At 61.9% G+C, this 24,926-nt stretch carries 24 protein-coding genes; 13 read left to right on the forward strand and 11 right to left on the reverse strand.

Annotated elements, in window-relative coordinates; translation table 11 throughout:
* The first annotated feature begins 149 nt into the window (after positions 1–149).
* The 7 genes from H7E91_RS07645 (at position 150) to pflA (ending at position 6,964) form a co-directional block, all read left to right on the forward strand.
* Positions 150–1,835 (forward strand): FAD-dependent oxidoreductase, encoded by a 1,686-nt coding sequence (locus H7E91_RS07645; protein WP_182354495.1) that lies wholly within the window; start codon positions 150–152, stop codon positions 1,833–1,835.
* 13 nt (positions 1,836–1,848) lie between these two features.
* Positions 1,849–2,091, forward strand: a complete 243-nt coding sequence (locus H7E91_RS07650; protein WP_182354496.1) for a hypothetical protein — start codon at positions 1,849–1,851, stop codon at positions 2,089–2,091.
* A gap of 2 nt (positions 2,092–2,093) precedes the next feature.
* Positions 2,094–2,369, forward strand: coding sequence for a metal-sensitive transcriptional regulator (locus H7E91_RS07655; protein ID WP_182354497.1), 276 nt, complete (start codon positions 2,094–2,096; stop codon positions 2,367–2,369).
* 177 nt (positions 2,370–2,546) lie between these two features.
* On the forward strand, positions 2,547–2,786 hold the full coding sequence (locus tag H7E91_RS07660; protein WP_182354498.1) for a hypothetical protein: 240 nt from the start codon (positions 2,547–2,549) through the stop codon (positions 2,784–2,786).
* A 106-nt stretch (positions 2,787–2,892) separates the two neighbouring features.
* On the forward strand, positions 2,893–3,648 hold the full coding sequence (locus tag H7E91_RS07665; RefSeq protein WP_182354499.1) for a lysozyme family protein: 756 nt from the start codon (positions 2,893–2,895) through the stop codon (positions 3,646–3,648).
* A 206-nt stretch (positions 3,649–3,854) separates the two neighbouring features.
* Positions 3,855–6,098, forward strand: coding sequence for a formate C-acetyltransferase (pflB, locus tag H7E91_RS07670; protein WP_206680383.1), 2,244 nt, complete (start codon positions 3,855–3,857; stop codon positions 6,096–6,098).
* Positions 6,095–6,964, forward strand: a complete 870-nt coding sequence (gene pflA / locus H7E91_RS07675) for a pyruvate formate-lyase-activating protein (RefSeq protein WP_182354501.1) — start codon at positions 6,095–6,097, stop codon at positions 6,962–6,964. The genes pflB and pflA overlap by 4 nt, the downstream gene beginning before the upstream one ends.
* Before the next feature lie 95 nt (positions 6,965–7,059).
* Here the strand turns inward: pflA and H7E91_RS07680 are convergent, their stop codons facing one another.
* From H7E91_RS07680 to H7E91_RS07715, 8 genes are all read right to left on the reverse strand, one after another.
* Positions 7,060–7,737 carry an HD domain-containing protein gene (locus H7E91_RS07680; protein WP_182354502.1) on the reverse strand — a complete coding sequence of 226 codons (678 nt, stop codon included), beginning with the start codon at positions 7,735–7,737 and terminating at the stop codon, positions 7,060–7,062.
* Positions 7,738–7,801: 64 nt separating this feature from the next.
* Positions 7,802–10,324 carry an ABC transporter permease gene (locus H7E91_RS07685; protein WP_182354503.1) on the reverse strand — a complete coding sequence of 841 codons (2,523 nt, stop codon included), beginning with the start codon at positions 10,322–10,324 and terminating at the stop codon, positions 7,802–7,804.
* Between the two features lies 1 nt (position 10,325).
* A complete protein-coding gene (locus H7E91_RS07690; RefSeq protein ID WP_182354504.1) occupies positions 10,326–11,081 on the reverse strand; it encodes an ABC transporter ATP-binding protein in 756 nt (251 codons plus the stop codon).
* Between the two features lie 100 nt (positions 11,082–11,181).
* Positions 11,182–11,721 carry a dihydrofolate reductase gene (locus H7E91_RS07695; RefSeq protein WP_182354505.1) on the reverse strand — a complete coding sequence of 180 codons (540 nt, stop codon included), beginning with the start codon at positions 11,719–11,721 and terminating at the stop codon, positions 11,182–11,184.
* Complete coding sequence (locus tag H7E91_RS07700; RefSeq protein WP_338401768.1) at positions 11,718–12,536, reverse strand: thymidylate synthase; 819 nt, start codon at positions 12,534–12,536, stop codon at positions 11,718–11,720. Before H7E91_RS07700 ends, H7E91_RS07695 begins: the two co-directional genes overlap by 4 nt.
* 101 nt (positions 12,537–12,637) lie before the next feature.
* Positions 12,638–13,054, reverse strand: coding sequence for an Hsp20/alpha crystallin family protein (locus tag H7E91_RS07705; protein ID WP_182354507.1), 417 nt, complete (start codon positions 13,052–13,054; stop codon positions 12,638–12,640).
* A gap of 204 nt (positions 13,055–13,258) precedes the next feature.
* A complete protein-coding gene (locus tag H7E91_RS07710) occupies positions 13,259–13,681 on the reverse strand; it encodes an OsmC family protein (protein ID WP_182354508.1) in 423 nt (140 codons plus the stop codon).
* Positions 13,678–14,169 (reverse strand): DUF2505 domain-containing protein, encoded by a 492-nt coding sequence (locus tag H7E91_RS07715; RefSeq protein ID WP_182354509.1) that lies wholly within the window; start codon positions 14,167–14,169, stop codon positions 13,678–13,680. The genes H7E91_RS07710 and H7E91_RS07715 overlap by 4 nt, the downstream gene beginning before the upstream one ends.
* 44 nt (positions 14,170–14,213) lie before the next feature.
* On the opposite strand from H7E91_RS07715, the gene H7E91_RS07720 reads away from it, so the two are divergent.
* Complete coding sequence (locus tag H7E91_RS07720; protein WP_194309185.1) at positions 14,214–15,638, forward strand: sensor histidine kinase; 1,425 nt, start codon at positions 14,214–14,216, stop codon at positions 15,636–15,638.
* Positions 15,639–15,759: 121 nt separating this feature from the next.
* Here H7E91_RS07720 and H7E91_RS07725 read toward each other — a convergent pair whose 3' ends face one another.
* Positions 15,760–16,008 carry a WhiB family transcriptional regulator gene (locus tag H7E91_RS07725; RefSeq protein WP_182354511.1) on the reverse strand — a complete coding sequence of 83 codons (249 nt, stop codon included), beginning with the start codon at positions 16,006–16,008 and terminating at the stop codon, positions 15,760–15,762.
* A gap of 143 nt (positions 16,009–16,151) precedes the next feature.
* Between H7E91_RS07725 and H7E91_RS07730 the strand changes: the two genes are divergently transcribed.
* Entirely contained in the window at positions 16,152–16,535 is a 384-nt protein-coding gene (locus tag H7E91_RS07730; RefSeq protein ID WP_182354512.1) for a hypothetical protein, read from the forward strand.
* Between the two features lie 2 nt (positions 16,536–16,537).
* On the opposite strand, the gene H7E91_RS07735 is transcribed toward H7E91_RS07730, so the two are convergent.
* Entirely contained in the window at positions 16,538–17,233 is a 696-nt protein-coding gene (locus H7E91_RS07735; RefSeq protein WP_182354513.1) for an SOS response-associated peptidase, read from the reverse strand.
* A gap of 211 nt (positions 17,234–17,444) precedes the next feature.
* Here H7E91_RS07735 and ligA point away from each other — a divergent pair, with 211 nt between their 5' ends.
* Positions 17,445–19,835 carry an NAD-dependent DNA ligase LigA gene (gene ligA, locus H7E91_RS12135; protein WP_182354514.1) on the forward strand — a complete coding sequence of 797 codons (2,391 nt, stop codon included), beginning with the start codon at positions 17,445–17,447 and terminating at the stop codon, positions 19,833–19,835.
* A gap of 29 nt (positions 19,836–19,864) precedes the next feature.
* Here the strand turns inward: ligA and H7E91_RS07745 are convergent, their stop codons facing one another.
* Entirely contained in the window at positions 19,865–21,124 is a 1,260-nt protein-coding gene (locus H7E91_RS07745; protein WP_182354515.1) for a phospholipase D-like domain-containing protein, read from the reverse strand.
* 83 nt (positions 21,125–21,207) lie between these two features.
* Between H7E91_RS07745 and gatC the strand changes: the two genes are divergently transcribed.
* From gatC to gatB, 3 genes are read left to right on the forward strand one after another with little or no spacing between them, the layout of a single operon-like run.
* Complete coding sequence (gene gatC / locus H7E91_RS07750; protein WP_182354516.1) at positions 21,208–21,507, forward strand: Asp-tRNA(Asn)/Glu-tRNA(Gln) amidotransferase subunit GatC; 300 nt, start codon at positions 21,208–21,210, stop codon at positions 21,505–21,507.
* The gene (gene gatA / locus H7E91_RS07755) at positions 21,504–23,000 is read left to right on the forward strand and encodes an Asp-tRNA(Asn)/Glu-tRNA(Gln) amidotransferase subunit GatA (protein WP_182354517.1); all 1,497 of its coding nucleotides are present in this window, start codon (positions 21,504–21,506) and stop codon (positions 22,998–23,000) included. The genes gatC and gatA overlap by 4 nt, the downstream gene beginning before the upstream one ends.
* The gene (gene gatB / locus H7E91_RS07760) at positions 23,000–24,493 is read left to right on the forward strand and encodes an Asp-tRNA(Asn)/Glu-tRNA(Gln) amidotransferase subunit GatB (protein ID WP_182354518.1); all 1,494 of its coding nucleotides are present in this window, start codon (positions 23,000–23,002) and stop codon (positions 24,491–24,493) included. The genes gatA and gatB overlap by 1 nt, the downstream gene beginning before the upstream one ends.
* The last annotated feature ends 433 nt before the right edge of the window (positions 24,494–24,926 follow it).

Consider the following 24,926-nt stretch of genomic DNA (forward strand, 5'->3'; position numbering starts at 1 on the left):
CGGCTGTGACCCGGTTGAGCGCATCGCCGGACTGCCGTTCTTGTGACAGTTCTCATGACTTGCTGAGATTCCCACACGTTGACCCGATATACCCCCGCGGGTATTCTGGACGAGGCGAGTGCGGAGAGCGCGCTCCTGAGGAGGACCTAATGAGAATTGTTGTTGTCGGTGGTGTCGCTGGCGGAATGAGCTTCGCGGCTCGCGCCCGCAGGCTCAATGAATCCGCGGAGATCATCGTGCTGGAGCGCGGCCCGTATGTGTCGTTCGCGAACTGCGGCCTGCCGTACTACGTCGGCGGTGAGATCACTGATCGCTCGAAGCTGCTGGTCCAGACGCCAGAGTCGCTGGCTGCGTCCCTCAACCTCGATGTTCGTCTCGGCCACGACGTTATCGCGGTCGATGCGAAGGCTCATTCGGTGACGGTCGCCCACGAAGGTGCAGAGGACACGATTTCCTACGACAAGCTCATTCTCGCCCCCGGAGCCACGGCCCTGCGGCCCGACATCGAGGGTCTCGAAGAGTCGACACGTCTGCACACCCTGCGGACAGTTGATGACGCAGTTGCCGTGCGGGAGTACGTCGAGCGCGGCGTTCGCCGCGCCGTCGTCTTCGGAGCTGGATTCATTGGGCTCGAAGCTGCCGAAGCGCTGGCGATGGCGGGTGTCGACACGACGATTGTCGAACTCGCACCCCACGTCCTTCCTCCGCTCGACTCTGAACAGGCGTGGCTTGTCAGCGAGGAATTGCGACGCATCGGCATCACCACCCGCGAGGGTGTCGCCGCGCAGCAGATCATCCCGAACGAGCACAGCGACACGATCATCCTGTCGGACGGGACGCAGATCGAGACGGACCTCATCGTCCTATCCGTCGGTGTCCGGCCCAACACGTCGTTCCTCGACTCGAGCGGTATCGACACCGAACGCGGCGCCATCGTCGTCGACGAGCGCGGTCGCACCTCTCTGCCCGATGTGTTCGCGGTCGGGGACGCGACTGTCAGCACTGATCCCGTCACTGGCATCCGCCGCCCTGTCGCACTCGCGGGCCCAGCCAACAGGGCCGGCCGCCTCGTGGCCGACTTCATTATGGCTCCCGAGCTGGCACGTCCGATTCCCCGCCCCCTGGGCACGTCGATCGTGCGGGTGGGCGAGCTGACAGCGGCCATGACGGGAGCGAACCGCCGCTCGCTTGAGGCCGCCGGAATCCCGTTCCACACACTTCATCTTCACCCGCTTCAGCACGCTGGGTACTTCCCCGGTGCTCAGCAGATTCACTTGACTGTTCACTTCGCTCGTGAGGACGGCAAGCTACTCGGCGCGCAAGCAGTTGGATCGGATGGGGTCGATAAGCGTATTGATGTGCTCGCCACCGCGATCCGCAACAATTCCCTCATCGACGATCTCATCGATCTTGATCTCACGTATTCCCCGCCCTACGGCCAGGCAAAAGACGCGGTCAACCTGGCAGGCATGGCTGGCTCGAATGTCATCGACGGAATCCTCAAGCTGTGGTACGCGGATGAGCTTGACGACATGACCGATACCTTGATTCTCGACGTGCGAAGCGCGGGCGAGGTTGCGGGCGGGATGATCCCCGGAGCCCTCCACATCCCCCACACCGAGCTACGCGACCGTCTCGATGAAGTCGCCGACGCCGCTGGCGGTCGTCCCGTTCGCGTCATGTGCGCCTCGGGCGTCAGGTCAGCGATAGCGCACCGGGTTCTCACCCAGGCGGGCTACGATTCGGCGTCCCTGTCCGGCGGTATCATCACGCTCCGGGCCGTCCTCGGCGCACAGGCCGACGACATCATCAAGGTGCCGGCAGGGGTCAGCTGACATGTGCGGTCGGTTGCACACACGCGACCGGATTCTCGCTGGCATCATCGCTCTCATCCTTTTGGTGACAACGATCGACATGGCAGGGGAGACTCCAATTGTCGCGGTAGGTGCGGGCGTCATGACCTTCATCGCCCTGCGCATGGCGTTCACAGGCCGATGCACGTCTGGCATGACCCAGTCGTGCGCGAGGCCTGAACCAGTCGTAGACCAACATGATGTCGTCGCCGCTGAACCTGCGGCAGGGAAGGATTGACCATGGCCATCGATGACGCTGCGGCGCAGCGCAAGATCAGCAATCGTCTGAAGAGGGCGCGGGGACAACTTGACGCTGTCATCGCCGCTGCTGAACGGGGGGACTCCTGCCGGGACGTCGTCACCCAGCTCGCGGCAGTGACACACGCCCTCAACAGGGCCGGTTTCCTCATGGTCTCCACCGCAATGGAGAACTGCCTCGTTGATCCGCAAGGAACCGAGGAGCGCGACGGGATCACGACTGACGAACTCGAAAAGCTCTTCCTTGCCCTTGCGTAGAGAGCGTTGAGCCGGACAGTACCGGGACATCCACGCAGCCTAGTGCACGCCTTGGCGGCCCTGCTCACGAGCAGGGCCGCCCCTTGTGTGCCGCCCGCGCTGTGGGTGATTGATGGCGGTCAATGACGTGCCCAACGTTCTCGATGATGATGAGAGAACAACGAGAAGGGACACCACATGTCTGTAGATAGAGCACTCGAGCTGGCGCCAATCGTCGAACGGGTCCACGGGCCCAGCCACCCGGAAATGACGAGGATTCGTCAAATCGTCGAGACCGTCAGTGCTGGCGATGGGGACGGGAACGCACTCTTCGCCGAGCTACGCGCACTCACCGACAATTACACCCCGCCAAAAGACACGTGCGAAACGGTGGAGGCCCTCTACGGCGCTCTCCAATCAATGGATGCAACTCAGTAAAAATCTATGGGGAGGCGGCGCCACAGCACCTCCCCATGACCATGTTCACGCCACGATCCCTTGGTGGGCGGGCCGCCGCCCGGTTGAATAGGGGAGAGGGAGGCACATGGCACGGCAGAAGAGCACGACTGGCATCATGCTTGCCGGCGGAGCCTTGCTCACCATCGTCCTCACTCTATCGCTCCTACCCGGTAAGGGTGAGGCCCCGCCGTCGCGAACCGCACCGACAGCTGACGTTCAATTCGCTCGCGCGAGCGGGTTGGAGTACGGCCCATCAGGAGTCGCTGGCCTCGCGGAAGATGACTGGGTTGCCCGCACGGCGGAGGGCACCGGCATACCGGAGCGTGCACTGCGCGCCTACGGTGGCGTCGATGTCGCGTTCGCGGCCGACCTGCCAGGTTGCCGCCTGGACTGGGCGACGCTTGCGGGCATCGGGTACGTCGAGTCACGTCACGGCCTGCTCCTTGGCGGCCAGATCAATGAGGACGGTCAGCAGACGCCCCCCATCGTCGGCATCCCGCTCGATGGGACACGAACCGCAGAAGTTCCTGACACAGACGGGGGAGTCCTCGACGGTGATACCGAATGGGACCGTGCCGTTGGACCGATGCAGTTCATTCCGTCGACGTGGGGCGGCTTCGGTGCCGACGGGAACCTCGACGGGATTGAGGATCCCCAGAACATTGACGACGCCGCGCTCGCGGCCGCTCGACTCCTGTGCCGAGTTGGTGGGGACCTCGGGGAACCCGACAACTGGATTGCCGCGGTCGACAGTTACAACCGAAGTGTCGAATACAACAACGAAGTCGCGAGCGCAGTTGACCGCTATCGGACAGCGGCGGGTCGACCCGAAAAAGGCTGAAATCGGCGGAATTGCGCACTATACACATCCTGTCAGGGTGTTGGTAAGCGCCTAAGGTCCTCAACTATGACGAAATGCACGGACAGTTTTGGTGGAGTCAGTACATAATTGGGACCCCCGGCCCACGACGCGAGGACCAAGCGAACCTAGGCTTACCTCATAACAGATAACGGGGCGCGACCCGCCCCTCTGGGAAGGAAATGTCAATGAGCGTCATCAGCGAAACAAGGGCATGGGCCGGGTTCGAATCCGGATCATGGATCGAACATGTCGATGTCCGGGACTTTATTCAGAAGAATTACAAACCATACCTTGGTGATGACAGCTTCTTGGCGGGGCCGACCGAGCGGACGCAGAAGATCTGGGAGATCCTGTCCGGCATGTTCCCGGAGGAGCGCGAGCGGGGCGTCTACGATGTCGATGCGTCCACGCCGTCGACCATCACGTCGCACGCCCCCGGCTACATCAGCGAGGACGACGAGCTCATCGTCGGCCTTCAGACCGATGCGCCGCTCAAGCGCGCGATCATGCCCTACGGCGGTTGGCGCATGGTCGAGAACTCGCTCCGCACATACGGCTACGAGGTCGATCCCCTTCTCAAGGAGGTCTTCACCGTCCACCGGAAGACGCACAACCAGGGCGTCTTCGACGTGTACCCGCCCGCAGTCCGCAAGGCACGCTCCTCGCACATCGTCACCGGCCTGCCGGACGCCTACGGGCGCGGCCGCATCATCGGTGATTACCGTCGCGTGCCGCTCTACGGCGTCGACTACCTCATTGAGGCGAAGCACGCGGAGAAGGCTGCCCTCGATGATCTGCGTTCCGTTGAGGACATCATCAGGGACCGCGAGGAGCTATCTGAGCAAATCCGTGCCCTCGGACAGCTCAAGGCCATGGCCGAATCGTATGGTTTCGACATCTCACAGCCCGCGAGGAGCGCGAAGGAAGCGGTCCAGTGGCTCTACTTCGCGTACCTTGCTGCCGTGAAGGAGCAGAACGGTGCGGCTATGTCGCTCGGACGCGTCTCCACCTTCCTCGATGTCTACTTCCAGCGGGACCTCGAGGCTGGCCTCATCACTGAAGCAGAAGCGCAGGAAATCATTGATGACTTCGTCATCAAGCTTCGCATCGTCCGCTTCCTCCGCACGCCCGAGTACGATGAGCTTTTCTCTGGCGACCCCACATGGGTGACCGAGTCGATTGGCGGCATCGGTTACGATGGTCGGCCGCTCGTCACCAAGAGCTCGTTCCGGTTCCTCCAGACCCTGCATAACCTCGGCCCAGCCCCGGAACCGAACCTCACCGTCCTGTGGTCGGACAAGCTTCCGGAGGGCTTCAAGGAGTTCTGCGCGAAGACATCGATCGAGACGTCCGCGATCCAGTACGAGTCAGATGATCTCATCAAGGACAGCTGGGGTGACGATGCTGGCATCGCCTGCTGCGTTTCTGCGATGGCGATCGGCAAGCAGATGCAGTTCTTCGGAGCCCGCGTCAATCTCGCGAAGACACTCCTCTACGCCATTAACGGCGGCAGGGACGAGATCTCGGGGGAGCAGATCGCACCGGAGCAGCCCGCTGCCGTCGGCGACGTCCTCGACTACGACGATGTTGAGGCCAAGCTCGAAGTCATGATGGACTGGCTCGCCCAGTCCTACGTGGACGCGCTCAACTGCATCCACTACATGCACGACAAGTACGCCTACGAGCGCCTCGAGATGGCGCTTCACGACGCCGAGGTGCTTCGGACGATGGCCTGTGGCATCGCCGGTCTGTCCGTCGCCGCCGACTCCCTGTCGGCGATTAAGTACGCGACCGTGAGGCCGGTGCGGGACGACAACGGCCTCGTCGTTGACTACGAGGTCGAGGGCGATTACCCGACCTTCGGTAACGACGATGATCGCGTTGACGAGATCGCGGTCATGCTCGTGCGTAGCTTCATGGAGAAGATCCGCAAGCTACCGACCTACCGCAACTCCCTTCACACCCAGTCGGTCCTGACGATCACATCGAACGTCGTCTACGGCAAGCACACGGGCAACACCCCGGATGGTCGCCGCAAGGGTGAGCCGTTCGCCCCGGGCGCGAATCCGATGAATGGCCGGGACACGCACGGCATGCTCGCCTCTGCACTGTCGGTGGCAAAGCTTCCTTACTCGGAAGCGCAGGACGGCATCTCGCTGACAAACACCGTCGTCCCGTCCGGGCTCGGCCGTGACCTGCCGGAGCAGGTGAAGAATCTCGTGGGTCTTCTCGATTCCTACATGGTCTCGCAGGGCTTCCACGTCAACATCAACGTTCTCAATCGCGACACCCTCTACGACGCGATGGAGAACCCGCAGAAGTACCCGCAGCTGACGATCCGGGTATCGGGCTACGCGGTCAACTTTGTGCGACTGACTCGCGAGCAGCAGCTCGACGTCATCTCCCGCACGTTCCACGATCGCGTATGACCGACGGTGTCACCGGTGTAGCCGCCCCCGAAGCTCTCGATTTCGAGGTGCCCCGGGTGGCTGGCTCCGGTATCGCCGGGCTGGCCCCCGCCCCGGAGATGTCTCGCGAGGAGCATCTCGCCTTGGTGCGCGATGGTCAGCTTGGTTCCGTCCATTCCTGGGAGCTTGTGACTGCCGTCGACGGGCCCGGCTCCCGCATGACCCTGTTTATGGCAGGGTGCCCTCTCCGGTGTCTTTACTGCCATAACCCCGACACGATGAAGATGAAGGACGGCGAGCCTGTCACGCTTGACGCGGTCATGCAGCGCATTCTTCGCTACCGCGTCGTCTTTTCCGCCAGCGGGGGCGGACTCACGATCTCGGGAGGCGAGCCGCTCATGCAGCCCGCCTTCGTGAAGAACGTTCTCGCGGAGTCGAAGAAGCACGGGATCCACACGGCGATCGACACATCCGGGTATCTCGGTTCAGCGATGAGTGACGCCGACTTAGCGAATCTCGATCTCGTCCTCCTCGACGTCAAGTCAGGCCTTCCACAGACCTATCGGGCTTTGACCGGCCGTGAGCTCCAGCCGACGATCGACTTCGGCGATCGGCTCGCGAAGCTCGACAAGAAAGTCTGGGTCCGCTTCGTCCTCGTCCCGGGTCACACGGATGCTCCTGAGAACATTGACGCGGTCGGTAAGATCGTCACCCGCTGGCCGAATGTTGAGCGGCTCGAGGTCCTGCCCTTCCATCAGATGGGGAGAGACAAGTGGGAGACACTCGGCATGAGGTACGAGCTCGACGACGTTGAGCCGCCCTCGAACGCTGAGACCGAGGCAGTTCGACAGCGTTTCCGAGACCTCGGTGTCGCAACCGTCTACTAGGCGTTGGGCCGATCGCTTTCGATCGGCCCAACGTTCTTCTTAACCGAAGTGCCCTCAGGAGCCGGAGTGACGGCCTGGTCAGTGCGGAACCGGTTTCAGACGTCCGTACTCTCGATGTCAGCAGGCTTTAGAGTCTCGGCAAGCTCGCGGAAGTACCATTCATGCCGGTCGAGTGCTTCGGTCCAGAGCTGCTGGGCAGTCGTCGTTGCGCAATGATAGCGGCGCTCGTTGTCGAGAAGCTCCAGATAGTCGTCGATCCATGTGATTGCCGCGTGCGCTGGCTTGTCCGAAAAACGGGCCCAACTCATCGTGCCGTGGATCCGCAGGAGCGAGTAGCGGTCGACGTTGTCGCAGTCGCCAACTGACCGGCTGAGAACGCTTGGCTCGTCTGTGAACAGGTCATGGCCCGGGTGGTCTGGGGAATGAGGGTCGAAATTCCATGTGCCGTCGACGTGCATGGCGATTCCCTGGCAGATTTCCCGCACCGCATCCTCATCCAATCCCAACCCTTCGAGGATGGGTTGAGCGAGACCGGCACCGACACGTCCGTGGTCGACTGCGACCGTCGCGTCGAACTTGCCGATGTCGTGCAGAAGACACGCGAGCTCGAGTCTGTCAGCGTCCAGACCCTCCGCTTCAGCGACTCGGCGGCCGATGTGGGCGACGCGCAACGAATGCTCGTATCTATAGAGCAGTTCCGCCTGGTCGCGCCCTCTGCTGAAGAGATGATCTTTGAGGGCGCGGTGGGCGGGTTCGAAGTAGGAAGAGTGCACGTCAAAAGTATAGGGCTGGGCGCGTGACGCCCAGCCCTAACGACGAGGAATTCTCCCTCACTGGCTATTCGGTTGCGATGGCGTCGAGAACGTTGAGCCGTGCCGCCCTGCGGGCTGGCAGGATCGATGCGAGGATGCCGACGATGACGGCAGCGACAAGCATGACGCCGAGCGAAAGGTATGGAATGTGAATGATCGCTGTTGAATCGTCCGACACATACTCGTTGAGGCCGATTGCGAGCGGCACTCCGACGACGATACCGATGACTGCGCCAAGCACGGACATGATAATCGACTCGACGAGAAGTGTGCCGCGGACCCCGCGCTTTGACAGACCGATCGCGCGCAACAAGCCGATCTCCCGCGTCCTATCTGCGACCGACAGGGAGAGAGTGTTGACGATGCCGAGTGCGGCGATGACGATCGACAGCCCAAGGAGCGCGTACAGCGTCGTGAGGACCGTGTCGACAGTTTGTCCGACGAGCCCCTTGAGCCCGTCCTCGTCGAGCACCTGGAAGATGTACATATCCTCGACAGCGGCGATAACATCGTCCTTGACCTCGGTAATCTCGTAGCCTTCTGCGACGTCGATGATCATGAGGGCGACGAACGACGTGTCGACCCGAAGCTGGTCGAACGTCTCCTGTGGCACGTAGATCGGGGACATGATGATCTCCGAGGAAAGCACGGCACCTACCTCGAGGGTCACGGGGCCTTCGACGCCGAGGAGTGTGATCTCGTCGCCAACGCCGAGCTCCTCCGATTCCGCAAATGACTCATGCAGAGCAGCGACCTGACCGTTGTTGTATTCGTCGAGGCTACCGTCGACAACCTCGAGGCCGAGCAGAGAAATCGCCGATGTCGACATGGCGGTTGTCGTCTGTGCCTTCGGTGTCTCATCCGCGGTGAGTGCGGCGCCAAATCGGACCGACGCGTCGACATTCTCGACGCCCTCAACGGACTCCATGGCAGCAACACCGGCGCTCGGGTCGGTGATCGGAACGTTCATTGTGACGAGCAGGTCGGCAGAGACCGAGGTTTCGATGATGTCGTTGAGGGAAGCCTTGATCGAGGCAGCGAGCGTGGCACCAGTGGCGACGAGAGCAACGCCGATCATGAGGGCGGATGCGGTTGACGCGGTCTTCCTCGGGCTTGCAGCAGTCGACTCGGAGGCGATCTTGCCGAGCACGGGTGACCACCGGCGTGCTGGCCATCCAAGGACGGCGACCGCTGGCCTAATGAGGGCGGGGGAGAGAATGATGACGCTCGCGACGATGAGGAAGGCGCCGATCCCGATCGCCCATCCCGCCGCCTCGACCATCCGCAAGGAGCCGACAATGAAGGTCACGACGCCAATCGTCAGCGTGACAATACCGATGAGGCTACGGACCTTGAGTGGTTTCTCGCTTGCACCGGACGTCTCCCTCATCGCCTCTATTGGCGGCGTGAGCGCCGCCGAGCGTGCCGGCATGAGGGCAGAGATGACGGTGACAATGACACCGATGACAATAGAGAGGACGACAACGTCACTCGGAATGACGAGATCGGCATCGAGTGGGAAGCCGAGCGCTTCAATTGCGGCCCTGACCGCGAGGATGAGGCCCTGGCCGAGCAGGACACCCAGCGCGGAGCCAATGAGGCCGATGATGATGGCCTGGACGAACACGACGCTGAAGACCTGCCGTGGTGCGGCACCGATGGCGCGGAGCAGCGCAAATTCTTTCTGCCGCTGGCGCACGGAGATCCGGAACGTGTTCGTGATGATGAAGATCCCGATGCCGAGAGCTATCGCGACGAAGACGAGGAGGAACGTGTTGATGAGGTCGAGGACGAACGAGACCTGTTCTTCAGTCTCAGCCTGGACCTCCTCGCTCGTTAACACGTCGACATCGAGTGCAGCTTCGATCGCGGAGGCCACAGTCTCGGGACTCGCACCCTCACCGATAAGGACGCCGATCTCGGAGACCATCCCATTCGGACTGAAGGATTCCCGGGCAAAGTCATTCTCGAGGAGAGTGATCGAGGCTCCCGCGACGCTCGAGCCGAAGCTGACGATACCGACGACCTCAACGTCCATGGGCGCGGCGTCGATGAGGACGACCGCCGAGTCCCCGACGCTGAGCCCGGCGGCCTCGGCAGTGCCGCTCTCGAGGACAACTTCGTCTCGGCTTTCGGGAGCACGCCCCGCGCTGAGGAACTGGCTGTCAGTCTGTTCCACCCAGGCGAATCCAAGGGGTGGAGCCTGGCCGACGTTCGCCGGCTGTCCGGTGTTCCCGATAAGGATGGCGTTGCCCGAATAGACAGGGATGGCCGTGTCAACGCCGTCGACCTGCTCGATCTCCGCCGTCAGTGTGTCGCTGAGGGGCGAGTTAGCCCCGTCGAATGCGTTCTCCGATTCAATCGGCGTACCGCGAACCGACAGATCCGTTGTCGCTGTGCCGGCGGAGAGGTTAGAGAACGTCTGCCCGAGCACATCGCGCAGAGCGAGTGTGCCCGATAGGAAGGCGATTCCGAGCATGACCGACAGGGCGGTCAGCAGGAAACGGCCGAGATGAGCGCGGATACCGCGCAGCGTGACCTGCCACATGTCAGTTGCCGTCCCTCAGTGCGTCGAGAATCGTGTCGCGCGTCGGGTCGCGAAGCTCGCCGAGGATCTGGCCGTCGCGTAGCACAACGACGCGGTCGGCCCACGCGGCAGCATCCGGCTCGTGCGTGACCATGACGACCGACTGACCCAATTCGTCAACAGACGTACGGAGGAACCGGAGGATTTGCTGGGCCGCGGTCGAGTCAAGGTTGCCGGTCGGCTCGTCAGCAAAGACAACATCGGGGGAGCCGACCATCGCGCGCGCACACGCGACACGCTGCTGCTGGCCGCCGGACAGCTCGGTCGGGCGGTGGTCGAGCCGGTCCCCGAGACCGACAGTGTCGACAACCTTGTCGAACATGTCTTCGTCGATGTCGCGGCCAGCGATGGTGGCTGGCAGGGTGATGTTCTCGCGGGCGTTAAGTGTCGGGACGAGGTTGAAAGACTGGAAGATGAAACCGATGTGGTCGCGACGGAGCTTTGTCAGCTCGGACTCTTTCATGGCCGTCACCTCCTTACCGTTGATGTGGACCTGCCCGGAGGTGGCCCCCTCGAGTCCTGCAATGCAGTGCATGAGAGTCGACTTGCCCGAGCCCGAGGGACCCATGATCGCAGTCAGCTCACCTCGGCCAATGTTGAGATCGATGCCCCGCAGGGCGTGGACCTCGGTCGTGCCCAGACCGAAGGTCTTCTTGAGGTCGCGGACGACGACGACAGGGTCATCGACCGGGGCGAGTGTGCGCGTGAAAGCTGACATTGGATCTCCTGTTATGTGAAGCGTCTCGTCTCAAGTAAAGCAATGTCGGCGCTCCAGAGGGATCAGGAATTCCCCTGATTCTTCCCTGAGAAGCCGTGCATCAGAGCAGAGGATTGCCGCTCCAAGGCTCGGTTCCACGTCTCTTCAGGGCCGTGAAGCGGTAGCGTAACCCGGTCGATGACGTGTGCCAGCCGCGGTCCGGATCAGCCCCGACGATCTCCCAGTCTGGCGAGGACCAGTCGGGTAAAGGTGGCGCGAATGCATCTGCACCCGGAACGTCGACATCGATGTCGGTCACGACATAACCGTCGAGCATCGGAGCGGCCTGTTCGTAGATCTGGGCCCCGCCGATGATCCAGGACAGCCCATCTCCTGCCATGTCCCGTGCCTCCTCTAGCGAAGCGGCAGTCTCGCAGCCAGGGAAGGTTCTACCCGACCGCGTGACGACAATATTCCGCCTACCCTCCAGCGGACGGTACTTCTCTCCGAAAGAGTCGTACGTGGCTCGGCCCATGATGACGGTATGGCCCATGGTCAGACGCTTGAAATGATGGAGATCCTCAGGCACATGCCACGCCATCGAGCCGGCCCGGCCGATCGCCCGGCCGTGCCCCTGCGCCCAGATCGCTGCGAGCGTCATACCGCCACCGGAGCCGTGATCGCAGGATGATGCTGGTATCCCTCGGTGAAAATGCTGTCCATGTCGTACTCGAAGATCGATGGCGCCTTCGCGAGTTGGAGTGTGGGGAACGGGTAGGGCTCTCGGGAGAGCTGCTCCGTCACCTGATCGATGTGGTTGTCGTAGATGTGGCAGTCGCCCCCCGTCCAAATGAATTCGCCGACCTCGAGGCCGGTCTGCTGGGCGACCATGTGGGTGAGAAGCGCGTAAGAGGCGATGTTGAACGGAACGCCGAGAAACAGGTCGGCGCTGCGCTGGTAGAGCTGGCAGGAAAGCTTCCCGTCCGCCACGTAGAACTGAAACAGAGCATGACACGGCTGAAGAGCCATCGCATCCAGATCGGCGACGTTCCAAGCGGACACGATGATGCGACGCGAATCCGGGTTCGCGCGAATCTCGTCGATGACGTTCTGAACTTGGTCGATATGCCTGCCGTCGGGTGTCGGCCACGACCGCCACTGGAATCCGTAGACCGGTCCGAGCTCCCCATCAGCGTCTGCCCACTCATCCCAGATCGTGATGCCGTGCTCTTTCAGCCACCCGATGTTCGTGTCGCCTCGGAGGAACCACAGCAGTTCACCTTTGACCGCCTTCATTGCGACGAACTTCGTCGTGATGCGGGGGAACCCCTCCGCGAGGTCAAACCTCATCTGGTGGCCAAACACCGACCGCGTGCCAGTACCTGTCCGGTCGGACTTGCGGGCACCATTATCGAGAACGTGACGCAGGAGATCTTCATAGGCCGTATTCACGCCCCCAGTGTAACCTCCAGCCACGGTGCCTCCGCCAGCGTCTATTTCCCATGCATGACAAGGTTGACCGGACTCCTGTGGACAATAGAAGAGCGGCCCCGCGGGGCCGCTCTTGCGTTGTCACATCAGGCGTCGATCGTCTTTGTGTCGTCACCGGAGTTGACGGCAATCTTCCTCGGCTTCGCCTCTTCAGCGACCGGGAAGGTCAACGTGAGGACGCCACCGGTGTAGTCGGCCTTGATCTGATCGACCGCCACCCCGTAGCCGAGCGTGAGCTGGCGGGCGAACGTGCCGGTCGGGCGTTCCTTCGAGAGCCATTCGATATCGCCCTCGCGCGCCTTGCGCTCAGCGCGAATCGTCAGGGTGCGGTCGTCGATATCGATGTCAATCGACTCGGGGTCGACTCCGGGCAGGTCGAGCTCGGCGATGTACTCATCACCCGTCCGAACGAGGTCCATCGGCATTCCCGGGACGTTGGGTCGGGGCATTGCCGCGGAGAACATGCGCTCGAAATCGCGGAACGGATCATATGTCTTTGCCATGTTTACCACTTTCCTTCCATAGTGCTAAGGCTACATAACCATTATGGGAATACCGTCCACTAGTGTCAAGCAAACTTGAGTGAACTTCGCTCAAGATGAACTGGCGCATGTCCCGGTCGGCCCTGGCGTAGCGCGGAGCTGCACAGGGCATGTCGATGCAAGGAAAAGACCCCGCCGAGGCGGGGTCAGTCCTTCGCGCGTGAGCTACTCGGCCGTCAGGCCACCGAGCGGTTCGTCGATGAATTGGTGCCGCGATTCGGCTGTCGCGTCGAGCGTTCGTTTGACCGTGCACGACCGTTCGATTGCCTCGTAGACCTTCTCGAGAAGGCGCTCGAGCTCCTCGCCGGACAGCGACGACAGATCAAGAGAAAAGACGGTGTCGATGGCGCCGTACCGGTTCTCGCCCTTGACACTCTCCGGCTGGACCTCGAGAGAGACGTGGATGTCCTCGCCAAGAGCGTGGGTGAGCCGATGGTCGATCGACAGGCCTGCGCACGTGGCCGCGGCCAGCTGCAACAACTCACCGGGAGAGAACACGTCTTGCGCTTTGGGGTCACCAATTTTCACAACCGCGCCCCGGTCGTTCGTGGCGATCCACTCGCGGACCCCTGTTCGTACTGCCTTCATCGTGCCCCCAGGATGTTGTTGACGAGTTTTTGGTCGCGATCGAGGACCGCATCAACCTCTTTGACGGCGAGTTCCTCGAGCTTGCCCCCGATGAGGGGGATCGTCACATTGATATCGCCGGTAAAGGTCGCCGTCGTCGTGTCTCCCTGCCCAGTGAGCGTCTGTGTGAGGTCGATCTTGACGGGAAGAGAGCCGACGTCGACAGTGAAGTCTGCCTGTGCACGGTCCGGCCCCTTGCCGTCCCACTTTTGACGGACCTTCACGGTTGTGTCTGTCCCAACGAAGCGCCGTGCCTTATCAGGCATACGGTCGGCCGGCAGGGTCAGAGTCGTGACAGCCTCCGGGGCCGTCTCCTCGTCGGTGACCGAATGGATGGGGGCGTCGAGCCCGCCGGCGTCCGCGCGGGCGTTCGCCAACTCGCCGGACACGAGGACCTCAAGCACGGTCGGTAGGTCGGCGTCATAGCTGGCGGTTCGTTCTACGTGCATGTCTACTCCTCAGATAGGCTGACCATGTGCCAACACTATCCAACATGATAAATCAGGCTGGGACGCTGGACAGCGATGAAGCTGAGCATCTCCACCGACTTGCAGGCGACTGGCATCCACTCGCGGATATCTCGTTCTCCGACATCTTCCTCATCGTCCGCACGCGGGATGACCGCTATATCATCGCGGCACACACGCGACCTGCGACAGCCGCCACTGTCGAGGTGGACGACGTTGTTGGGTCCAAAGTGCCAACGTCGACGCGGGCGAAGGTCGCGGAATGCTTCGCCACGGGTACGCGCACGAATGTGGTCGTCGCGGGGATTCGGTATGTCCTCGTGCCCATCATGCCGCAGCCACACCGCGTCATTGCCGTCCTGTCGCTCGTCACGTGGGAGAGGACGGACCGTGTCCCGGATCAGGTCCAGTTGAATTACACGGCGATCACGGAGGCTCTTCTCGGCATGATGTGTCGAGGGGAGTTCCCGGCCGACCGAGAGCCCACAAGCTTCAGGCACGGCACACCGAGGGTCTCTGATGGTCTCATCCACCTCGACGAGAACGGCAAGATGCTGTACGCATCGCCAAACGCGATCTCCGCCTTCCATCGGCTCGGGATCCGCAGGCTTCTTCCCGGCGCGGTACTTGCCGAGCGAATCACTGAAATCGCTGAATACTCGAACAGCGTCGACGAGATGCTTCCCCTTGTTGTCATGGGGCGCGGCAACTGGGTGACGGAGGTTGAGGCCCGCGGCGTCGTCGTCTCGCTCCGAGCCATTGAGCTCAAGGAGAGAGGTGTTCGCATCGGTGCGATGCTCCTGTGCCGGGACGTGACGGAGCTACGCCGTTCAGAGCGCGAGGTCATGACGAAAGACGCCATGATCCGCGAGATCAACCACCGAGTGAAGAACAACCTCCAGACCGTGTCGGCACTCCTGCGGCTACAGGCCCGGCGAGCGACCGATCCGGGTGCAAAGCAGAGCCTTGACGATGCGCAGCGGCGGATTTACACGATCTCGATGGTCCATGAAGCCCTTGCCCGGACCGGTGCCGATAGCGTCGACTTCGACGAGACGTTTGCCCGGCTTATGCGTCTCGCCGCGGGCGTGGCGGCGACGGGACAAAAGGTGACGACGCGATTCGAGGGGTCGTTTGGCAAGGTTCACGCCGAGGCGGCGACGTCGCTCGCTGTTGTTCTCAACGAAATTGTCACGAACGCTGTCGAGCATGGCCTCAAAGGCAGGGACGGCACCATCACCGTCCGGGCAGAGCGCATCGACGATCAGCTTGACGTGGTCATCATTGATGACGGCGTCGGTATCAAGGAGGGCGAGCATGGTAGCGGGCTCGGCACGCAAATCGTCGAAACCATGGTGAAGTCCGATCTTCTCGGAAGCATCTCCTGGAGCCCCGGCGAAGAGAACGGCACCGTCGTTCGTGTCCACGCCCAGATCCGGCGCCGCGACTAGGCTGCGCCAGAAGGACAAGCAACTCATCGAGTGTGAACGAATCCGATCCGTATGGGAAACAGATCCGCAAAACTGAGGGGCGGCCGAAGTGGCCGCCCTTCAGGTGTCAGGTTGCGAGAATTTATGACGCGCGACGGGCGCGGGCGTTGCGACGCTTGAGCGAACGGCGTTCCTCTTCGGACATGCCACCCCAGACACCGGCGTCTTGTCCTGTCTCGAGGGCCCACTTGAGGCACGTGTCGCGAACCTCGCAGCGAAGACAGACCGCCTTAGCCTGCTCGACTTGCGCGATCGCGGGACCAGAGTTGCCAATGGGGAAAAACAGCTCGGGGTCCTCGGTCAGACACGCTGCACGGTGGCGCCAATCCATAGAACATCGTCTCCTTATACCGGCACGAACGCCGGGTGAACATCTAGTTCATTACCTTGTCACGCGGACCGCGGCCGGTAAAGGGTTTCGCGCCGACAACACCCGGTGCAGTCGGTCACAGGGTGCATAGGTACTATTAGCCCATGCGAGAACGAAAACCGCTACCTGTCGAGAGAATCGCGGCCCTCGGAGTCGCCGTCGAAGCGCTCGTTCTGGGTTCCTGGTCAGCGACCGTGCTGGTGTCTGGCTTGACCGGCGAACAGGTCGTGACCGACGACGGAAGCGAGACCGTGCTCGGTGCTTTCATGCTGTCCGTCGCCGTACTACTGGCCGGTATCGCGTTTGCCGTGTGGAAGGAGGTCCGTTGGGCAACAGGCCCCGCTATCACCCTTCAGGTGCTCCTCATCGGCGGCGCCTTTTACTCAACGGATTTCTTGTCCGTGCCGGCGATAGCCGCGATCGTCGTCTACGCGGTCCTCGTCAGCATCGCCCTTGTAGCGCTTCGCCGGCGCCAGTTCATCGACTGAACTTAGCCGATGACACGGTCGTCGGGGATTTTCTCAATATTCTCCGGCCGATCGACCGAGACCCGGCCGACGTCCTTCGCGACAGGGATGGCCGAAAGGTCCGGCGTGGGATGGGCAAGGATGGCAAGCATCTCATCGACATCTTCTGAGCGTGGGTCGAGCCATGCCGAGAAGTCCGCCTGGTCGAGAATGACGGGGATGCGGTCATGGATGTCGGAAAACTGGTCGGCCTCTTTCGTGATGATTGTTGTGCTCAGTAGCCAACCGTCCGCGTCCTTCCACCAGGAGTACAGCCCAGCGAACGCCAGCGGTAGCCCGTCAGCCCGAGAGATGAAATACGGTTGCTTCGCGCTACCGACTTTCTTCCATTCGTAATATCCGTCCGCAGGGACGAGGCAACGACGCTTCTTCAGAGACGGCGCAAATGACCGCTTCTCGGCGACAGTTTCAGCGCGCGCGTTGATCATCCTCGACCCAATCGCCCTGTCCTTCGCCCACGGAGGTATCAGCCCCCAGTGAGCCACGTGCGCTTCGCGGGAGAGTCCGCCGTCATATCGTTCGACAATCACGGGAACAGCGGTTGTTGGCGCAACATTCCAACTCGGCGGTCTCGTAAGGACTGGCTCGGTAATAAGATCGAGGTCGAACAGGCCAGGCTGCTCATCGAGCCTGGTAAACGTCGCATATCGGCCGCACATGGCCCCACTGTAATTCAGTGGGTCGTGACACCTGAAGGTGAGATGACCGAGAAACAACTATTCGGACGAGATCGCCGCCGTTGCGGAGCGGGACTAGACCATCATTCCTGACCTGCGTACTCCATGGGAGCTGACGTCTTTCGCTTAGTGGCGGGAATGGCTCGACCGCACTTTTCGCGCCCGGTTCGTCCTTCAACGGTACGATTGTCGCGTGAGTACGAAAGAATTCTCGGACGCGCACGCGCGCTGGCAGGAACTGGCTGACATCCTCATCCCAGCGCAGACCGCGTACTATTTCGACGAACGCGGCGAGTCTCCTCTCTCGGATGCTGAGTACGACAGACTCATGAGGGAGCTCAGGGCGCTGGAAGAGGATTTCCCGCAGCTGAGCACGCAAGACTCTCCCACGAAGAACGTGGGAGCCGACATCGAGGTCGCAGCTGAGGAGGGGGTCGGTTCCCCTGCCGTCTTCTCGCCCGTCACGCATCGGGAACGCATGTACTCCCTTGAAGATGCGTTCGACACCGACGAGGTCCGAGCCTGGTTTGAGAGAGTGGCCCGAGAGGAGGGCACGTCGCCAGCGGACATCGAGGTAGTCTGTGAAGCGAAGATCGATGGCCTCGCTGTTAACCTCCGTTACGAGAACGGCGAACTCGCCCAGGCCGCCACCCGAGGTGACGGTACGACGGGCGAGGACGTGACCGCGAACGTGCGCACCATCGCGTCGATCCCGCACAGGCTTGCTGGCGACGGTTGGCCGGCACTTATTGAGATCCGCGGCGAGGTCTTCATCGCGCTCGCGGACTTCGCCGCCTACAACCGGCGGCTTGAAGAAGAGGGAGAGCGAACGTTCGCCAACCCACGGAACGCGGCAGCGGGCTCGCTACGGCAGAAGGATCCAGCATCGACCGCGTCCCGCCCCCTGTCCTTCATCGCTCACGGCATCGGCGCCGTCGAAGGCGGTAGCGCTGACGTGGCATCGCAGTTAGATATTTACGAGCAACTGAACAGTTGGGGCGTGCCGATCTCGCCATACACGGAGCCGGTGACGGGGCTCGATGCGGCCCTCCGTTTCATCGAGCGGCTCGGGGAGAACAAGCAATCTCTCGTTCACGGGATGGACGGGGCGGTCATCAAGGTCGCGAGCCGCGCCATGCAACAGGAGCTCGGCTACACCTCGCGCGTTCCGCGCTGGGCGATCGCCTACAAGTATCCGCCGGAGGAGGTCCACACCAAGCTTCTCGATATCAGGGTCCAAATCGGCCGGACGGGCCGAGCGACCCCATACGCGGTCATGGAACCCGTGTTCGTCGACGGATCGACGGTGTCTCAGGCAACCCTGCACAATCCGTCGGAAGTTGCCCGCAAGGGAGTTCTTATCGGCGATACGGTCGTCCTCCGCAAAGCCGGAGATATCATCCCTGAGGTCGTCGGCCCCGTTTACACACTCCGCACGGGCGATGAAAAACAGTGGACGATGCCGAGCCACTGCCCCAGTTGCGGTGCCATCCTCGCCCCCTTACGCGAGGGCGAAGCCGACTGGCGTTGCCCTAATTCGAGGTCATGCCCATCTCAGCTGACAGAGCGGCTCGCCCACGTCGGATCCCGGGGAGCCCTCGACATCGAGGCCCTGGGCTCGGAGACCGCCCTCATGCTGACGAACCCGGACGCGCGACGAGATGCTGCGATCGCCTCGCTTATTGGGGGACACGTTTTGACTATTGATGGCCGCAAGGTCAGCCTCTCGACGAAGGCCGGCAAAGTAGCTGTGGCCGAGCACGGCGAACCGGTACCGGGCGAAATCAGCGCGGACCTGCTTGAGGCCCTCGGCGTCCCGGGCCCCCAACAACCCGTGCTACGCAACGAGTCGGGCCTCTTCGACCTGACTGCGGACGACCTCAAGGATGTTTTCGTATGGAGCGAAGTCCGAGTGAAAGGCGAGTTCGAGGGGGACTATCGCTACGCCCGCGCGGCCTGGACGAAGCCAACATTCGGCAAGGACGGGACCGTCAAGAAGGAGTCGGTGCCGACGAAAACGACCGAACTCCTCCTGCGCGAAATCGACGGGGCACGGACGAAAGAGCTGTGGCGGAAAATTGTCGCGCTCTCAATCCGGCATGTTGGCCCAACCGCCGCGCGAGCACTTGCGGCACGATTCGGCTCGCTCGACACAATCGCAGCGGCCTCCGTTGAGGAGCTCGCCGAGACTGAAGGAGTTGGCCGCATCATTGCCGATTCGCTCTCGCGCTGGTTCGAGGTCGATTGGCACAGGGACATCGTTGAACGGTGGCGGGCAGCCGGAGTGACGTGGGAGGACGAAGCGGATGAGGAGCTACCGCAGACGCTTGCAGACCTCACAATTGTCGCGACAGGTAGCCTCGAGAACTACACGCGAGATTCCGTCAAGGAGGCGATCATCGCCCGGGGTGGCAAGGCTGCCGGATCGGTGTCGAAGAAGACCGACTACGTCGTCGTCGGGGACAGCCCCGGATCAAAGGCGACGAAGGCGGAAGAGATCGGGGTTCCGATCCTCGACGAAGAGCAGTTCACGGCCCTACTCGAGGGCGGACCGGACGCCGTCGCCTTTCTCGAGGATCGATAGCCCCGGTTCTCTCCTGTAGCTGTGCGCGGCTAGAGAATGACGCCGAGCGGCCGCATAATCCGCTCGAGAATGCGAGCGAAACGCGGACGGTTCTCCCACATCTCGGCGGTCAGCTCGCTCGAGTTCGTCATGTCGAGTTCAAAGATTGTCTCGAGATCGTCGGCGTGCGAATCGGAGTAGATCTCGGCGTTGATCTCGTAGTTCCCCCGCATCGACAAAGCATCAATATTCGCCGTGCCGACCGTGCTCCATCGGCTGTCAACTGTCATCGTCTTCGAATGGACCATGGCGCCCTGGTAAAGGAAGATCCGCACCCCCGCGTCGAGCAACGCCTTGTACGAGGGGCGGCCGGCCCAGTCCGCGACAATGTGGTTCGAATACTCTGGGATGAGGACGCGAACATCGACGCCTCGGCGGGCGGCCGCGATGAGAGCCTCTTGAAGGTCGCGGTCGGGGATGAAGTAGCCCATTGTGATCCACGCATGGGACGACGCTCGGTCGAGCGCACCCAGGTAGATTGACCGAATCGGATACGACAGCCGTGACGGGAGGTTCTGCACCGCGCGCACCCTCGCATCCCACTCCGGATTGCCGCGGTCCGTTAACCTCTTTGCCCCGCGTGTGCGATGACCGTTCCACATGTCGATGAAAGCGTTCTCCAACTCCCATGTCTGGGGACCAATCATGCGAATGTGGGTGTCGCGCCAGTGATCGGCATAGAGCTGGCCGATGTTGTAGCCGCCGACGAATGAGATCGTCGAATCGATGATGAGTAGCTTGCGGTGATCGAGGCCCGACTGCCGGACCAGACCGAAGATCCTGCCAAAATGGATGAAGGGGAAGCGGCGGACATGGAGGTTATCTATCGCTGGGAAATAGCGAAACCGCGGGTCCTGGTTGAGATTGCCGAACACGTCAACGATGACGTAGGTGGCCACACCGCGCCTGGCGGCTCTGATGATCGCGTCGCGAAAGCGTTGCCCGACCGCATCGGCCTTCCAAATATACGTTTCGAAGTAGACGCTGTGCTCAGCAGACTCAATCGCCTCGAGCATGTCTTCATAGAGATCGTGGCCGAACGTATAGGTCGTCACCTTCGTATTCGCGACTCGGGCATGTCTCGGCGGGAGGTGCGGAAACTCTCCGGTAGCAGGCTCGCGTCGCTTCCGCCGCTCATCGATCGCGATGACAAGGCTGACCGCCGTCGCCTGAAGTGCGAACGTGATGGCGATCCCCGCCTTGATACCACGCCAGAGGCGGGCCATCGACGGCACGGGGTATCTGCTCATGGTCCGTATTGTACGGTCAACGAGTGCCGAGCGTTACGAGATGCGAATCAGAAGGAGACGCACGTCCGTATTAGACTGTCCCCATGTCGTCTATCTCTATCGACGAGGTCGCCCGCGTGGCGGCACTCGCGCGCATTGCCCTGACCGAGGAGGAGATCGAAAGATTCTCGGGCGAGCTGGCTGTCATCGCCGACGCCGTCGCCACGGTCTCCGAGGTCGCCACCCCGGACATCCCGGCAACCTCACATCCGATTCCGCTGGCCAACGTCATGCGAGACGATGAGGTGACCGACTGCCTGGACCCAGAGGAGTTCCTCAGCCAGGCACCCGCAAGCGAGGACGGCAAGTTCCTCGTCCCGCAGATCCTGGGGGAGGACGTATGACGCAGCTTCTGCAGAAATCAGCTCTTGAGCTCGCCGACATGCTCGCAGCCGGCGAGCTCACATCGGTCGAGCTCACGCGCGCCACACTCGATCGCATAGAGAAGCTCAACCCGACGATTAATGCCTTTCTTCACGTCGACGCCGAGTCCGCACTCGAGACAGCGCGTGAAGTTGATGAGAAGCGCGCTCGCGGAGAACAGCTCGGCAGGCTCGCTGGCGTGCCTATAGCTATCAAGGACAACCTCGTCATGCGAGGAGTGCCGACGACATGTGGATCGAAGATGCTTGAGGGCTGGATCCCTCCCTACGACGCAACAGTTGTCATCAAGATCCGCGAGGCTGGCATGCCGATCGTCGGCAAGACGAACATGGATGAGTTCGCGATGGGGTCGTCGACTGAGCACTCGGCCTTCGGACCGACAAGGAACCCATGGGACACGGAGCGGATCCCTGGCGGTTCGGGTGGCGGTAGTGCCGCGGCGGTCGCTGCCTTCATGGTCCCCCTCGCGCTCGGCTCCGACACGGGCGGCTCAATCAGGCAACCCGGGTCTGTGACCGGAACTGTCGGCGCGAAGCCAACTTACGGTGCAGTGTCGCGCTACGGTCTCATCGCCATGGCATCCTCGCTCGACCAGGTCGGTCCTGTCGCTCGGACAGTCGCCGACGCGGCGGCCCTGCAGGAGATCATTGGCGGCCACGACCCGGCCGACTCAACCTCGCTCGACGCACCGGTCCCCGCACTCGAGACTGCTGTTCGTAGCATGAGCTCCGATCTCTCCGGGTTGAAGATCGGAATCGTCGAGCAGATGTCGGAAGACGGTTTTGAGTCCGGAGTGCGGGAAGAGTTCAATGCCGCGGTCGGCCGTCTTGAAGCGGCTGGCGCAGAGATTGCCACAGTCTCGTGCCCGTCGTTCGACCACGCTCTCGCCGCGTACTACCTCATCATGCCCGCCGAAGTCTCATCGAACATGGCACGATTCGACGGCATGAGATACGGGCTCCGCGTTGAGCCCGACGAGGGCCCGATCACCGCTGAGCGCGTCATGGCGGAGAGCAGGGGCAAGGGTTTCGGCGCTGAAGTTAAGCGCCGCATTATCCTCGGCACCCACGTACTGGCCGCTGGTCACTACGACGAGTACTACGGCTCGGCGCAAAAGGTGCGCACCCTCGTCCAACGCGACCTCGAGGAGGCCTTTAGCAAGGTCGATGTCCTCGTGTCCCCGACGTCCCCGACGACAGCATTCCGGTTCGGAGAGAAGGTGGGGGATCCGATGGCGATGTACCTCAACGATCTCGCGACGATCCCTGCCAACCTCGCCGGCATTCCCGGCATCTCCGTACCCTGCGGTCTGGCAGACGGACTTCCCGTCGGCTTCCAGGTTATTGCCCCTGCTCACCGGGACGATCTCATGTACCAGGTCGCCGCTGCAGTGGAAGCCTCTGCAGGCGACATTCCGGGCATGTGCCCCGCCAAGGATTGGAAGGACAACTGATGACGCAGCTTCTCGAATTCGCAGAGGTCGCCGAACGCTTCGACCCGGTCCTTGGCATTGAGGTCCACGTCGAGCTCGGCACCAAGACGAAGATGTTCGACGGTGCGCCGAACGAGTTCGGCGGTGTCCCGAACGCTCACGTCACCCCGTCCTCGCTCGGGCTGCCGGGCTCCCTACCGGTGCTCAACCGCCGGGCGGTTGAGTTCGCGATCAAGATCGGCCTCGCCCTTAACTGCTCCATTGCTGAGTCGTGTCGCTTCGCGAGGAAGAACTATTTCTACCCTGACCTGACGAAGAACTACCAGACGTCGCAGCACGATGAGCCGATCGCCTTTGATGGGTGGGTCGATGTCAGGCTCGATGACGGCGAGATCGTCCGGGTCGAGATTGAACGCGCTCACATGGAGGAGGACGCCGGCAAGAACAGCCACGTCGGTGGCAGTGGCAGGATCCAGGGCGCTGACTATTCCCTCGTTGACTACAACCGCGCAGGGGTGCCGCTCGTCGAGATCGTCACGCGCCCAATCCCTCACACCGGAGCCCGCGCCCCCGAGGTAGCAGCGGCGTACGTCAGGACCCTGCGGGACATCTTCCGTGCGCTCAACGTGTCCGAGGCTCGCATGGAGCAGGGTAACGTCCGCGCCGACATCAACCTTTCTCTGCGGGAAAGCCCGGAGTTACCGCTTGGCACTCGAACGGAGACGAAGAACGTCAACTCGTTCGCGTCGATCGAGCAAGCTGTGACGTTCGAAATGAGGAGGCAGGGCACAATTCTCGCTAGCGGCGGCACAATCACGCAGGAAACTCGGCACTTCCATGACGAAGACGGGACGACCTCACCAGGCCGGGAAAAGTCTGATGCGGAGGACTACCGCTACTTCCCCGAACCGGACCTCGTACCCGTCGCGCCCTCGCGCCAGTGGGTTGAGGAAATCCGAACATCGTTACCGGAGCTTCCGCACGCGAAGAGGGAGCGTCTGCAGAAAGAGTGGGGGCTCACCGACCTCGAGCTGCGTGACCTCGTCAGCGCCCAAGCTCTCGATGTGGTCGAGAAGACGACGCTCGCTGGTGCTAGCCCCGCTGCCGCCCGCAAGTGGTGGATGGGCCTTATCGCACGCCATTGCAACGAGCAGGGCATTGCGCTCGCAGATGCTCCCGTCACACCAGAACAGGTCGCGGAACTCGACAGTCTCGTTGAGTCCGGCAGGATTAACGACAAGCTCGCCAGGCAGGCACTGGAAGGCACGCTCGCCGGGGAAGGTTCCCCAGCTGAGGTCGTCGCCCAGCGTGGACTCGAGATCGTGTCTGATGACTCGGCGCTTGAAAAGGCAGTCGATGACGCAATCGCTGCTAACCCCGACATTGTCGACAAAATCCGCGGCGGCAAGGTACAGGCCGCTGGCGCTCTTGTCGGAGCGGTCATGAAGGCGACTCGCGGGCAGGCGGATGCCGCCAAGGTCCGCGACATCATCATGTCGCGCGTGGAGGTGTAGGCACAGCTAACGAAGGACGAGGAAGGACGGGGCGAGCGGCCCCGTCCTTCCTTTTTCGTTGGTAGTACGCGGTTTCTGGGGTGTGGTGGGGGTGTGTTAGGAGGGTCACGGTGGGTGGGTTTGACGGGGGTTGTGGTGGGGGTTTAAGTTTACGGGGTTGCTTCCGGCTGGTTCGGGAGGATCGCCTCTGGATCTTCGGGCTGGGTGGCGTGGATCATGTGGTCTGGGTTTGCCGGTCTTGGTCTGGTTCGTTAGGATGGAGAGGTTGCTCCGCGGGAGTTCTTCTGGTTTGGAAGTTCGTTTCGTTGTGGGTTGTTTGTTTTGAATCTCAATAGTGTGTCGTTTTTTGTTTGATGATTTTTTGTTTTGTTTTTTTGGAGCTGTTTTGAGCTTCTCTGTTTTTTGCGGAGAGTTTGATCCTGGCTCAGGACGA

The sequence above is a fragment of the Flaviflexus huanghaiensis genome (assembly GCF_014118685.1).
In the GTDB taxonomy this organism is placed as follows: Bacteria; Actinomycetota; Actinomycetes; order Actinomycetales; family Actinomycetaceae; genus Flaviflexus; species Flaviflexus huanghaiensis.